This window comes from Colwellia piezophila ATCC BAA-637 (assembly GCF_000378625.1).
Lineage (GTDB): Bacteria > Pseudomonadota > Gammaproteobacteria > Enterobacterales > Alteromonadaceae > Colwellia > Colwellia piezophila.
In genome coordinates this window covers 350,065-363,995 of record NZ_KB905160.1, presented here as the reverse complement: position 1 = coordinate 363,995, position 13,931 = coordinate 350,065, and the positions used below count along the sequence as shown (strand labels likewise).

Below are 13,931 nucleotides of genomic sequence, written 5' to 3'. Positions count from 1 at the left end.
TCAGCACAGTGTAAACAATAAATTACAGGTGATGTGTTAACAGCTGAAATGGTTACTATATCTCTCGGTTTAACTAAACCAGGCTAATACCAGGCTAAGCTAACTTGCCGGAAAATAAGGTCATAGTCAGTATCCATGGCCTAACTTTACCCCTTAAATATAAATCCTCTGTAAAATCAGCTTGATTTCTTTCTTAGGATTACAATTTAATTACGGAAATTTCTTAGCAATATCAGCAGGAACAACTAACCTTAAAATATAGCAAGTGCTTTTTACTTTTCCTTTACAAGCGGTTAGGTTCTGGCTGTTACTAATTATCTTAATGGATAGCATTGTGAATTTTTGGAGGAAGTTATGAGTATTTTTCAACATTACCAAACCCGTTATGAACAGGCTCAAGAAGAAGAGTTTGGCTTACAAGAGTTTTTAACTCTTTGTAAAGAGGATAAGCTAGCCTACGCAAGTGCATCGGAACGCTTATTAGCTGCCATTGGTGAACCAGAGATGGTAGATACAGCCAAAGACCCTAGACTCAGTAGGTTGTTTTCTAACCGGGTAATTAAACGCTACCCTGCATTTAAGAATTTTTACGGTATGGAGGAAGCAATTGAGCAGATAGTCTCTTATCTAAAACACGCCTCACAGGGATTAGAAGAGCATAAACAAATTCTCTATTTATTAGGGCCTGTCGGTGGTGGTAAGTCCTCATTAGCGGAAAAATTAAAAGCCCTAATGCAAAAAAAACCTATTTATGTGTTAAGTGCAAATGGCGTACGTAGTCCGGTAAATGATCACCCTTTTTGTCTGTTTGATGCTAATGCAGACGGTAAAATTCTCAAAGATGAATACAACATCCCAGAAAGGTATTTAAACAATATCATTTCTCCATGGGCTGCAAAACGTTTACATGAATTTAAAGGTGATATTGCTCAATTTAAAGTCGTCAAAGTGTACCCCTCTATTTTAGATCAGATTGCTATAGCGAAAACAGAGCCTGGGGATGATAATAATCAAGATATTTCCGCCCTCGTTGGTAAAGTAGATATTAGGCAACTTGAACATTTTGCTCAAAATGATGCCGATGCTTACAGCTACTCAGGTTCTTTGTGTCGTGCTAATCAAGGGTTGATGGAATTTGTTGAGATGTTTAAAGCACCTATTAAAGTGCTACATCCATTACTGACGGCAACCCAAGAAGGTAACTACAACCCCACAGAGGGACTTTCAGCGCTACCTTTTAACGGGATTTTACTTGCCCACTCCAATGAATCTGAATGGCAAAAATTTAGAAATAACAAAAATAACGAAGCATTTTTAGACCGTGTCTATATCGTTAAAGTGCCTTACTGTATGCGTGTTTCTGAAGAAGTTAATATTTATAAAAAACTACTTGAGAACAGCGAATTAAAAACGGCACAATGCGCCCCAGACACTTTAGACATCCTTGCGCAATTCTCGGTATTATCACGTTTAAAGGATCCTGATAACTCCAGTATTTATTCGAAAATGAGAGTCTATGATGGTGAGACGTTAAAAGATACTGACCCTAAAGCTAAATCTTTTCAAGAATACCGTGATTATGCCGGTATGAATGAGGGTATGTCGGGCCTGTCGACCCGCTTTGCTTTTAAAATTTTATCCCGAGTCTTTAATTTCGATAGTGTTGAAGTTGCTGCAAACCCCGTTCACCTGTTCTATGTTTTAGAACAGCAAGTTGAACGAGAGCAACTTCCCAAAGAAATCACTGAGCGCTATATGGAGTTTATCAAAGGCTATCTGACCCCCCAATATATAGAGTTCATTGGTAAAGAAATTCAAACAGCTTACTTAGAGTCTTACTCAGAATACGGACAAAATATTTTTGACCGATATGTGACTTATGCTGATTTTTGGATTCAAGACCAAGAGTATAGAGATGCTGAAACCGGTCAATTATTTGATCGCCAATCCCTTAATGAAGAGTTAGAAAAAATTGAAAAACCTGCAGGAATTAGTAACCCGAAGGATTTCAGAAATGAAATTGTCAATTTTGTCTTACGAGCCAAAGCAAATAATAATGGTCAAAATCCGCTTTGGACTAGCTATGAAAAACTACGTACCGTTATTGAGAAAAAAATGTTTTCCAATACTGAGGATTTATTACCTGTTATTTCCTTTAACGCTAAAACATCTACTGATGATCAACAAAAGCATGATGACTTTGTACAACGAATGATGACAAAAGGCTACACTCAAAAACAAGTACGCTTATTATCTGAGTGGTATTTACGAGTAAGAAAGTCTTCTTAAGTGGTATCTCTTTGGCAATTTGAATACACGCAGCAAAAGAGATAAGGAGAATACATGGCCAACTTTATTGATCGACGTCTAAATAGTAAAAATAAAAGTACCGTAAATCGACAACGCTTTTTAAGACGTTATAAAAACCAAATTAAGAAATCGGTTGCTGATGCCATAAATCAACGGGGCGTGACAGATATAGACTCGGGTGAAAATATAGTGATCCCTAAGCGAGATTTATCTGAGCCTTTTTTCCATCAAGGTGATGGCGGTATTAAAGATAGAGTGCACCCAGGTAATGACCAATTTACCACAGGTGATCAAATCCCTCGTCCACCCAAGCAACAAGGCCAAGGTGGAGGTCCAGGTGACGCGAGTGATAGTGGTGAGGGTGAAGACGAATTTACCTTCTCAATTTCTAAAGAAGAGTACTTAAACCTGCTTTTTGAAGACTTAGAGCTGCCTAACCTAGAGAAAAACCAATTAGATAAGTTAATTGAGTATAAAACAGTTCGCAGTGGTTTTTGTGCTCAAGGCATGCCTTCAAATATTGATATTGTCAAATCGTTACAAGGGTCTATCGCTCGACGTATCGCGATGAGCTCTTCAAAACGTAAGAAGTTGAAAAAGCTTGAGCAAGAACTACTGCTTTTAAACAACGACAAACATGACCATATCCAACAAGAACGTGAATTAACCAGTGAAATCAAGACGTTAAAAGCTAAAATCGCCAAAATCCCTTTTATTGACACTTTTGATTTACGATTTCGTAATTTCGCTAAGCAAGCCGTTCCCACCTCAAAAGCGGTGATGTTTTGTTTAATGGATGTATCAGGTTCAATGGATCAGGCCACTAAAGAAATGGCTAAACGTTTTTATATCTTACTTTACTTATTTCTTAGCCGTACTTATAAGAATATTGATGTGGTTTATATCAGACATCACACTCAGGCAAAAGAAGTAGATGAACATGAATTTTTCTATTCACAAGAAACAGGCGGAACCATTGCATCAAGTGCCATCGAATTGATGAATGATATTATTTGTGAGCGCTATAGCGATAGTCAATGGAACATTTATGGCGCCCAAGCATCTGATGGAGACAACTGGGCCGACGATTCCCCCCGCTGCCAAGCGCTATTAGAGCAAAAGATATTGCCCAAAAGTCGTTATTTTAGTTATATAGAAATAACCCAAAGAGCCCATCAAACACTATGGAAGCATTACTTGCAGGTTGAGGCATCTCACACTAATTTTGCCATGCAGCATATAAAATCAGTAGCAGATATTTATCCTGTCTTTAGAGAGCTTTTTAAAAAGAGTACTCGCACTGTCGCTTAACAAACCAAAGGGGTGATTAATGACGAATAACGATAATGAAGCAATACAAAAAATCACAACAACCCCGCTAGACGATACGCCTGATTGGACTTTTGAGTTACTTGGCCAGTATCAGCAAGAAATAGCCCGAGTTGCTGACTTTTATCGCTTAGATACTTATAGCAATCAAATAGAAGTTATTACCGCAGAGCAGATGATGGACGCCTATGCCAGTGTGGGTATGCCCATTGGCTATAGTCACTGGACTTTTGGTAAAAAATTTATCCAAACAGAGCAGAATTATCAACGTGGTCAGATGGGACTAGCCTATGAGATAGTTATTAACTCGAGTCCGTGCATCTCATATTTAATGGAAGAAAACACCCTCACTATGCAAGCACTCGTTATGGCGCATGCTTGTTATGGCCATAACTCTTTTTTTAAAGGTAACTATCTATTCAAATCTTGGACTGACGCTAGCTCTATTATCGATTATTTATTATTTGCTAAAAATTATATTTCCCAATGTGAGCAAAAATACGGCATTAGTGACGTCGAAGCCACGCTAGATGCTTGCCATGCGCTAATGAGTCATGGTGTCGATAGATATAAAAGGCCACAAAAAATATCCTTAGATGAAGAACTGAAAAGACAAACTGAACGTGCTGAATACCTACAATCACAAGTAAATGCGTTGTGGCGTACTGTGCCAAAAAAAAAGCAACCAGCAAACGAGCATAAATATAAATTCCCTAAAGAGCCTCAAGAAAATATTTTATATTTTATAGAAAAAAATGCCCCGCTACTCGAGCCTTGGCAAAGAGAAATTGTCCGGATTGTCAGAAAAATATCACAATATTTTTATCCTCAAAAACAAACCCAGGTAATGAATGAAGGTTGGGCATGCTTTTGGCATTATACAATTTTAAATCACCTATATGATGAGGGCTTAGTAACCGATAAGTTTATGTTGGAGTTTTTACACAGCCATACCGATGTGGTTGCCCAGCCAGACTATAATAGTAAGTCCTATTCGGGTATAAATCCCTATGCGTTAGGCTTTAAAATGTTTATTGATATTAGGCGTATTTGTGAACACCCTACTGAAGAGGACAAAGAATACTTTCCTGAAATAGCGGGAAGTAACTGGCTAGATACTCTACATTTTGCCATGGAGAACTTTAAAGACGAAAGTTTTATTAGCCAATATCTGTCACCAAAACTTATACGAGACTTTAAATTGTTTCATATCCACGATAACAGTGATAATAATTATGTTGAAATTGGTGCTATTCATAACGAACAAGGCTATAAAAAAGTCCGTCAAAATCTAGCAAACCAATATAACCTTAGTAATATTGAGGTAAACATACAAATAGTTGATGCTAATATTGATGGTGATCGCGCGTTAACGCTGAGGTACACCCCACATAATGGTGTGGAGTTAGGGAAATCTAAGGATGAGGTATTGAAACACCTGCACTATCTATGGCATTTCGATGTAAAAATAATTCAAGAGAGTCAATCTGGTGAAGATAAGATTATTGCCCGTTGCCCACAAAAAAATAAAGACGATTAAATCGTCTTTATTTTACCCGGGATAATTACTTTTAAGCGATTAGTCGTTGGATAACTCTTTTAAAACGTCTTCTTTAAGCTCGCTCCAAAGTGCACCTGAATCAACACCGTACTTTCTAACGGCTGAGATTGATTCATTATATTGATTCGCTTGGGCCAGTTCTATAAGCGCTTGATAATATGTTCTAGAAATTTCACGCCCTTTCGGGTGAGCAAAATACAAGTTACCAATTCGAGAATACAAACCACCCAAACCATTGAGTATTAATAAGTAGATTGAGTTGCCAGAAGCGACCACTAAGTCTTTATTTAGTTGGTAATCAAACTGTGCAAAAGCCTCGCCGGTATCTTCAATATCCCTATACGCTTGCAAAGTTTCGATTGTTTTTTCAGGGTTATTTTTAATCGCGCCACGAACATAGATAGCACTTATATTGGTACGAGCCGACAACAAGTTATCAACGAGATCTGGGATGCCTTCTTGGTCTAATTGCGCTAAAGTTTCCAGAATATTTAAGCTTGATGTTTCCCAAAAATTATTAACCTTGGTCGGCTTACCATGTTGTATCTTCAACCAACCATCTCGAGCCAAGCGTTGTAAAACTTCTCGAAGCGTGGTTCGTGTCACCCCAATTAGTTCCGAGAGCTCACGCTCTGCTGGTAGTATAGAGCCAGGAGGAAATCCACCATTCCAAATAGATTCAACGATATATTGTTCGGCAAATCCTGCTGGGCTTTTTGCTTTTATGACCATTGACTATAATTACCTGATAATGTGAAAAGGGATATACTTATCAAATGATTGTACCAGAAGTTAATTTATGCACAAGCGCGACAGAGATACAAGCTGTTGAAATGAATAGGTGGCCATAGCTTGTTATAAATCAATCAACTAACTAATATCAATTTTGTTGATTAATTTCAATACCATTTTTGTGTCAATCTGTTAAAAGTTTGTTAGAATCCCCGCCGAATAATAGTCGCTAATTTAGCAAATAACTTTACAGTCCACTTAGAGAATAACATGAAACCACTTGTATACGTTTTACTGGCGTTAACAGCTGTGCTTTTCCCAAGCCTAGTTGTTGCCTCAGAAGCGGCTCACCAGAGCGTTGACTTAACCAATCACTGGATTGGCTATACTGCTATCGCTATTTTTGTTCTTGCCTATTCACTGGTGATTTTAGAAGAACAATTACATTTACGAAAATCAAAGCCGGTTTTACTTGCTGCGGGACTTATTTGGATTTTAATTGCCGCTTATTATAATGCAAACGGCATGCCTCATGCTGCAGAAGTCGCCATTCGTCATAACTTCCTTGAATACGCCGAACTATTCTTCTTCTTACTAGTGGCGATGACCTATATCAATGCACTTTTAGAGCGCAATGTATTTGATGCCCTTCGTGATGTATTAATACAAAAAGGCTATAACTATAAAACCTTATTTTGGATCACGGGTATTTTAGCTTTCTTTATCTCACCCATTGCCGATAACTTAACAACAGCACTTATTATGTGTGCTGTGGTATTAGCAGTTGGTAAAGACGAGCCTAAGTTTGTTGCCATGAGCTGTGTAAACATTGTTGTTGGTGCTAACGCTGGTGGTGCATTCAGTCCCTTTGGTGATATCACCACCTTAATGGTTTGGCAGAAAGGTATTCTCGAGTTCACTGAATTCTTTTCTTTGTTTTTACCTGCTGTTGTTAACTTTGTTATTCCTGCATTTATCATGCAATTCTTCATCCCTAAAGGAAGTCCTACATCAAGCTCAAATAAAATCACCCCCATTAAAACAGGTGGTTTAGTGATTGTTGGCTTATTTATGCTAACCATCCTGACCGCTGTTTCCTTTCATAACTTCCTGCACTTACCGCCAGTATTTGGCATGATGTTAGGTTTAGCTTATCTGAAATTCTTTGGTTATTACATTAAGAAATCAGGTCAAGGTAAACTTACCACCTCAGACGTTCCTGCAGGTCGTACAAGGACAGATGATTTTGATATCTTTGACAAAATTGCTAAAGCCGAGTGGGACACCTTGTTCTTCTTCTACGGTGTTATTCTAGCGGTTGGTGGTTTAGGCTTCCTTGGTTACCTTGGTATGGCATCAGAGTTTATGTATGGTGAATTAGGTGCTACCAACGCCAACATTTTAGTGGGACTTTTATCGGCTATCGTTGATAACATCCCGGTTATGTTTGCCGTGCTAACGATGAACCCTGATATGAATCAAACTCAGTGGTTGCTAGTGACATTGACAGCGGGTGTTGGTGGTAGCTTATTATCAGTTGGCTCTGCTGCAGGCGTTGCGTTAATGGGGCAAGCTCGTGGTTATTATACTTTCTTTAGTCATTTAAAGTGGACGCCAGTAATTGCCTTAGGTTACGCAGCCAGCATTTATGTACACTTATTGATTAATTCATAACTACTTACATATATATACCCAGTACACTTCAAGCTGCATCTTGAGGTGTGATGGGTATAAATCACCTTTACCTTAAAGAAATACACAATCGGTAATTTCTTCATGGTACCCTTAAAAAGCTTCTACATTGTAGGAGCTTTTTTTATTGAATTTTTTAAGGAACTTTTGTGAATTACCTTAGCAATATCACTACGAGCCAAAAACCCTGGTTACTGCTTGCCATTTCAGCATTAGGATTAGAGCTAACAGCGTTGTTTTTCCAGTATGCTATGGATTTAAAGCCTTGCATTATGTGTGTTTATCAACGACTCGCTATTCTAGCGATATTCACAGCCGGTATTATTGGCACCGTTGGTTATAAAAACATTTTTGCGAGAACATCTGCCTATGCATTGTGGGGATTAAGCTCAATCTGGGGGCTAATCATTGCCTTTGAGCATATTGAAATGCAGGAAAATTATGGCTCAATATTCTACAGCTGCGAATATATACCTAACTTCCCTGTTTGGGCACCGCTACATGAATGGTTACCCTTTCTGTTTGAGGCAACCGGTGATTGCGGGATGATTAGTTGGCAATTTTTCGGTTATAGCATGCCGCAGTGGCTGCTTGTTGTTTATGCACTCTATGCAATAACTTTCGTGGTAGTACTGATAAACCGTCTAGTGTGTGCGAAAAAAACCTAAGCATTACCTAGTAACCTGAACTATGGATAAGCAGCACTTGCTCAATATTCCCCTTTATCCGATTCTCAGCGTTAAAATGTCGATAAATAACCCGTTATTTATAAACGTTTTGCCTTGATAATCGAATAAATTGAAACATTGATGGAGTATATCGCTACTTAATCTTGTAAATTGTATTCTTAACAACTGTAAGTTGTTGTTTTTACTTCAACATCAAGCACTCATTATCCAGAGTTCAGCTTAAGTAGTATCTGAGTATTACCTGAGAGGGGTATTAACGGAGGTGTGTATCGAAAAATGAGTATGGTGTTACTCGTTATTCACTTAGCTGTTATCCCACTTATCTTTAGTGGCTTGTTTTTGGTAGCTTAGTTTAAGCCCAAGTAAGCACCAAGGTAAACAATCAGTTTACTTTGCCCTGAGTGATGCTTTAAAAACAGTATTACTTGCTCTTACTCACTGACCAGGTTTCAAAAACAGCCGCGCTAATCACCAATAAGCCGCCAATTACAGTTAATAAGCCTGGCCTTTCATGCAGTAGTAAAAAGGCTAACACGCTGCCGTACAATGGCTGTAAACAAGAAATCAATCCAGCAGTCGTTGCCGATAAATGTCGTAAACTCGACGCAAATAAAGCATGAGGCGTAGCCGTAAAGACCACACCTACTAATAAAAGTAATGCCCAATCTATTGGTGATACTTGTGTTGGTGGTACCTCAATAAAAAGGCACAACATTAAACAGGCCACTAGCGTTTGGTACAACATGGTATGAGGGCCAGAGTAATGAGAAAAATAGTTTTTATGTAAAATATTTCTCAGAGCAAAGCAGGTTGCCGAGAAGATACCGAGTAAAATCCCCATGGTGACTTGGTTACCAAAGCTAACTTCAGGTATCAACAGCACTATGCCCATGACGACAACTAAGGCAATGAAAATATCTTTGCGTTTAGGCGATGTTTTATTAAATAACGGCTCAATGAAAACGGTAATAACGGGATAAGTAAAAAAGGCAATGAGGCCAACAGTTACCCCGGACATTTGCATACTAGTAAAATATGTAACCCAATGGATGCCGACGACAACGCCTAATAAGATGGCAATACCATAATCTTTGGCACTCGCTAAGGTTATCTGTTTTTTTTGTAACGTTAGTAAAAGTAACAGCGCTGCGGCGGCGATACCGGTTCGGTAAACCGTTATATCAAGAGCCGGCAAACCGACGAGTTTAGAAAAGAGTGCGGTGCCGCCAAAAAGAAAAATGGCGATATGTAAATAAAGTAAGCTTTGTTGCTCAGCACTGAGTGCTGAGGCTTTTGGGTCATTGTTGTTCATGGTGAAAACCAATAATGTGGCTAATTAGTCAATATCATTTAGCGGCCAAATAACAATATGATCTTCAAATTTATCAAGACTAACCTCATTATCTTTAACTATTTTGCCTCTAACGGACATACCGGCTTTATGCATCGCTGATTTTTTTCCGTTATGTAGCAAAGGATGCCATGAAGGCATGCCGCGGCCTTCTTGTAAGCGGCGATAAGTACAACTAGGTGGCATAAAAAACACAGCATCAATGTTTTCTTGAGTTAATCGCACGCAATCAGGAACTAATGTGGTGCGTTGCTCATACTTAGAACATTGACACGACTTTTCATTGAGCAAGTGGCAAGCAATATTGGAATAAAAAATATGCTCACCTTCCTTGATATGATCGGTCGGTAAAAGTTCCGACGACTCATCAGTATCCTCATCATCGATAAACTTATTTAGGCAACATTTAGCACAGCCATCGCATAATGACTCCCACTCTGGGCGAGTCATTTCTGCTAAGGATTTAGTTTGCCAAAATGGCTGTTCGGGTGTTTTTTTATCGTTCATTTACTACTACTTAATTTACCAATTAACTTACTATTAATGTTACTAATGCTTTTATTTTATCGGTGGAAACTTAATACGATCTGATAAATGCCCCACTGAACTGACAAAATAATAAGATAAGTTCCAGTGCATTAAACTCTTATAGTTATCATAAGCAAGATATACACGACCATTTTTATCATCGGGAAAAACTAACGCGGCTTTAATATCAACACTGGGTAAACTGGTACCATCAGTACGTCTTACACCAAGTGCTTGCCACTGAGCCAAAGTCCTTTCAGTTTCAGACCATGCTTTTAGCCAGTTCTTACGACTGCCGGTATTTTTAGGTATGGCGAGAGAGTAGTCAAAACCTTTGGGTAACATCACCTGACGCCCCCAAGTCAATTCATCACTCCAACCTTCTTTTTTTAAATAATTGGCCATAGATGAAAAGACATCCGCTTGGTTTGTCCAAATATCTTTTTTACCGTCACCATCACCATCAACCGCATAAGCTAAGAAAGAGGTTGGCATAAACTGATTTTGTCCCATAGCGCCAGCCCAAGAGCCTTTCATATCCTCAATACCAATATGGCCTTCATCAAGAATAGTCAGTGCTGCCATCAATTGTTTTTTAAAGAATACTTCACGTCTGCCCTCATAGGCTAGTGTAGATAAAGCAGAGATGACATTATAACCACCGGTAAACTTACCAAAATTCGTTTCAAGTCCCCATAAAGCGACAAGAAAACGCGGCTGAACTTGGTACTTTTCACCTACTTGACTTAATAAGACTTGGTGCTCTTTGTATAAAGCTCTAGCTTTTTCTACCTTCCACTTTGGTACGCGTTTAGGTAAATAGGTATCTAGTGTTTCAATATTTTCAGGTTGGCTTCTATCCGCTTTAACTGCGCGTTTATGAAACTCTACCTTGGCAAAACTTTCATCAATTAAAACTTGGCTAAATCCTTGCTGCAAAGCCTGGGCTTTAAGCGTTATCACATAATCAGCAAACCCCTCTGCTGTTAGCTCAGCTTTAGCCGCCATTGATTGATTGATCATAACCAGTGATATAACAGCTGAAAGTCCAACAGCTTTTATAAGGAAATTCATTACAGCTCTCCTTGCTCTTTCAAAGCGTCCATCGTTGCTTTATGTTCTTTTAATAAATCTTCTGGTGGTGGTGGCAATTGCAGATAAAAACCTTTTTCAATTAAATTAATTTTAACTTTGTCTAAGTCAGCCATAGCGAGTTTAGTTTTAGTCGCTAAATTAATTAACGTTACCAGTGCGGGTGTACCAAAGGTTTTCATGAGTCCGTCAGGTACTGTCGAAAAATCATCACGGGTTTTAACAAAGAGGTACGTTTGGGCTTTTCTGGTACTTTTATAAATAGCACATAGCATAATGGAGACCTATAGATAATTGAGAAAGATAATATTGAGTATTCAATATATCATGAGCCATGAATGACTCAATAAAATAATATTAACAAAAATGTAAAAATATAGGCTAATTTACTTATAGCCCTGCTTCGCAAGTTCTAATAAGTCTCGACCAAACAAATCATTACGCCAACTTGAGAGTAAATCAACCTTCGCTGTGCCAGTACGAGCACCGTTTAAATCAAACTGCCAAGTTAAAAATTGGTTTACCTGCTTTTTCGAAGCAACATTTTCAATGGTTAACGCATTACGTTCACTGGCAGCGATTAAGAATGTTTTTACTTTTTTAAATATTTGTTTGTAGCCAGGATAATCATCAAGTCGGTCAATTTTATCTGGGTAATCACTTACTTCAGCTTTATCTGCTTTTGCTAATACAGCTAACATAGCTTTACCTTTATGGCGAATATCGAGCGCTTCCGCCCCTTCAAGACTCAGCATAGCATTGACAGTCAACGGGTTACTTTGTGCTAATGCCATTAAGGTATGATCTTTAGCTACAAAGCCAATAGGCAAATCACGTTTTTGGGCTTGTTGAAAGCGCCAAGTAGCTAAGTACTTTAACGCGTTTAATTGCTTAGGATTTAAGCGCCAGCACATCTTAATATTAAGATACATTTCACCTTCATTTAGCGGGGTGAATTTTTTATCAATCATGGCTTGCGTTTCTAGTTGTGCGTAGCCTAAAAAACCTGTTTCGGTTAATTGCGCTAATAACTTAGGGTAAAGAAAAAACAAATGATCAACATCGGCACTAGCATAGGCTAATTGCTTGTCCGTTAAGGGTCTTTTGGTCCAATCGGTTCGAGACTCGGATTTGTCTACTTCAATACCGGTAAAGTGTTTCACCATGGCTGCATAACCCAAAGACAAACCATGTCCTAAAAATGACATCATGATTTGACTATCAATTAAATTTACCGGTTTGCAATTTCCAGCGGTCAAGAAAACTTCTAAATCTTCTGAGCAAGCATGCAGCACCTTGGTAATATTTGCATTAGTGAGTAATTGCCAAAAAGGCGTTAAATCCTCAATGGCAAGGGGATCGATAAGAGCTAATTGCTCACCATCACAAACTTGAAGTAAACCTAGCTTGGCATATAAGGTACGTGTACGGACAAATTCAGTATCTATAGCTAATACTTTAGCTTTTGATAGCTGTTCACATAAGCGAGTTAAACTGAGCTGATCTTCAATTAATTGATAATGCATAATCTTTACTTCTACTGCTGCTAACGCCTACTTATGACGGCGGCGAGTGCTTTGTTGATGACGTTGTTGATGTTTTTTAACTGAGCGACGGATACGGCGGCTTTTGGCATTATCCATGGTTTTTTCATCAATTTTAACTTTACTGTCAGTTTCAGGCGTTAATTTAACGAGTTGACGATAATAGTTCACTTCTTTCAAAGCCAACTCACGCCATCCCCCCATAGGTAACTGACGCTGCATTTCCATATCACCGTAACGTACTCTGATAAGACGGCTTACCTGTACGTCTTGGCTTTCCCATAAACGACGTACTTCACGGTTACGTCCTTCTGATAACACCACATGGAACCAATGGTTTCTGCCTTCACCACCACGGTAAGTGATTTTTTGAAAGCGCGCAGGACCATCTTCTAACTTAACGCCCGCACGTAACCTTTGTAACATTGCTTCATTAATTTCACCGAATACACGTACCGCGTACTCACGTTCGATTTTTTGTGATGGATGCATCAAACGGTTTGCTAGTTCACCATCTGTAGTAAATAACAACATACCTGAAGTGTTAATATCTAAACGGCCCACAGCAACCCAACGCCCTGTTTCAAGTGGCGGAAGACGATCAAATACTGTCGGGCGACCTTCTGGATCCTTACGGGTACACATTTCACCTTCAGGCTTGTTATAGACAAGTACGCGACAAATATCTTCGTCTTTCGCAGTGAGTTTAACGTGGTGACCATCGAGTCTGATTTGCTCAGAACCGGTAATTCTATCCCCTAAAAAGGCAACTTTTCCATCAATACTGACACGGCCTTCACTGATCATAGTTTCCATTTCACGGCGAGAGCCTTTACCAGCGCGAGCGAGAACTTTTTGTACTTTCTCTGAGTCTTCATGAGTCGCTTTTTGAAAGTTAACTTTCTCTACTTTTTCAGGGTCTTTTTTATGCTGGCCTTTTTTAGCTAAACCTTTCTTCACAGCACCTGGCTTAGTCAGACCTTTCTTGGCACTGCCTTTTTTCTCAGTGCCTCGGGTACCATATTTTTTATCAATGGCTTCATCTTTTCTTGCTTTCTTTTTCTTGTCAACCGTCATTATTTTTACTCTGTTACGTCAGTAGC

At 38.8% G+C, this 13,931-nt stretch carries 12 protein-coding genes; 5 read left to right on the top strand and 7 right to left on the bottom strand.

All coding sequences use genetic code 11. The features are described from left to right. The first annotated feature begins 354 nt into the window (after positions 1-354). From F580_RS0101720 to F580_RS0101710, 3 genes are read left to right on the top strand one after another with little or no spacing between them, the layout of a single operon-like run. Positions 355-2,289, top strand: a complete 1,935-nt coding sequence (locus tag F580_RS0101720) for a PrkA family serine protein kinase (RefSeq protein ID WP_019025969.1) — start codon at positions 355-357, stop codon at positions 2,287-2,289. 54 nt (positions 2,290-2,343) lie between these two features. Beyond that, positions 2,344-3,621 (top strand): YeaH/YhbH family protein, encoded by a 1,278-nt coding sequence (locus F580_RS0101715; protein WP_019025968.1) that lies wholly within the window; start codon positions 2,344-2,346, stop codon positions 3,619-3,621. Between the two features lie 19 nt (positions 3,622-3,640). Beyond that, complete coding sequence (locus F580_RS0101710; protein ID WP_019025967.1) at positions 3,641-5,179, top strand: SpoVR family protein; 1,539 nt, start codon at positions 3,641-3,643, stop codon at positions 5,177-5,179. A gap of 39 nt (positions 5,180-5,218) precedes the next feature. Here F580_RS0101710 and fadR read toward each other — a convergent pair whose 3' ends face one another. Beyond that, positions 5,219-5,932, bottom strand: coding sequence for a fatty acid metabolism transcriptional regulator FadR (gene fadR, locus F580_RS0101705; RefSeq protein WP_019025966.1), 714 nt, complete (start codon positions 5,930-5,932; stop codon positions 5,219-5,221). 270 nt (positions 5,933-6,202) lie between these two features. Here fadR and nhaD point away from each other — a divergent pair, with 270 nt between their 5' ends. Together nhaD and dsbB are read left to right on the top strand one after the other, a co-directional pair. Beyond that, positions 6,203-7,606 (top strand): sodium:proton antiporter NhaD, encoded by a 1,404-nt coding sequence (nhaD, locus tag F580_RS0101700; protein ID WP_019025965.1) that lies wholly within the window; start codon positions 6,203-6,205, stop codon positions 7,604-7,606. A gap of 167 nt (positions 7,607-7,773) precedes the next feature. Then, positions 7,774-8,292, top strand: coding sequence for a disulfide bond formation protein DsbB (gene dsbB, locus F580_RS0101695; protein ID WP_019025964.1), 519 nt, complete (start codon positions 7,774-7,776; stop codon positions 8,290-8,292). A gap of 442 nt (positions 8,293-8,734) precedes the next feature. On the opposite strand, the gene F580_RS0101690 is transcribed toward dsbB, so the two are convergent. The 6 genes from F580_RS0101690 to rluB form a co-directional block, all read right to left on the bottom strand. Further along, on the bottom strand, positions 8,735-9,625 hold the full coding sequence (locus F580_RS0101690; protein ID WP_019025963.1) for a DMT family transporter: 891 nt from the start codon (positions 9,623-9,625) through the stop codon (positions 8,735-8,737). A gap of 24 nt (positions 9,626-9,649) precedes the next feature. Beyond that, positions 9,650-10,171, bottom strand: coding sequence for a YcgN family cysteine cluster protein (locus F580_RS0101685; protein ID WP_019025962.1), 522 nt, complete (start codon positions 10,169-10,171; stop codon positions 9,650-9,652). Between the two features lie 51 nt (positions 10,172-10,222). Then, positions 10,223-11,266 carry a lytic murein transglycosylase gene (locus F580_RS0101680; protein WP_019025961.1) on the bottom strand — a complete coding sequence of 348 codons (1,044 nt, stop codon included), beginning with the start codon at positions 11,264-11,266 and terminating at the stop codon, positions 10,223-10,225. Continuing rightward, complete coding sequence (locus F580_RS0101675) at positions 11,266-11,559, bottom strand: YcgL domain-containing protein (protein ID WP_019025960.1); 294 nt, start codon at positions 11,557-11,559, stop codon at positions 11,266-11,268. The genes F580_RS0101680 and F580_RS0101675 overlap by 1 nt, the downstream gene beginning before the upstream one ends. Before the next feature lie 111 nt (positions 11,560-11,670). Further along, positions 11,671-12,810, bottom strand: coding sequence for a ribonuclease D (rnd, locus tag F580_RS0101670; RefSeq protein ID WP_019025959.1), 1,140 nt, complete (start codon positions 12,808-12,810; stop codon positions 11,671-11,673). A 27-nt stretch (positions 12,811-12,837) separates the two neighbouring features. Beyond that, entirely contained in the window at positions 12,838-13,905 is a 1,068-nt protein-coding gene (gene rluB / locus F580_RS0101665; RefSeq protein WP_019025958.1) for a 23S rRNA pseudouridine(2605) synthase RluB, read from the bottom strand. Positions 13,906-13,931 lie beyond the last annotated feature (26 nt).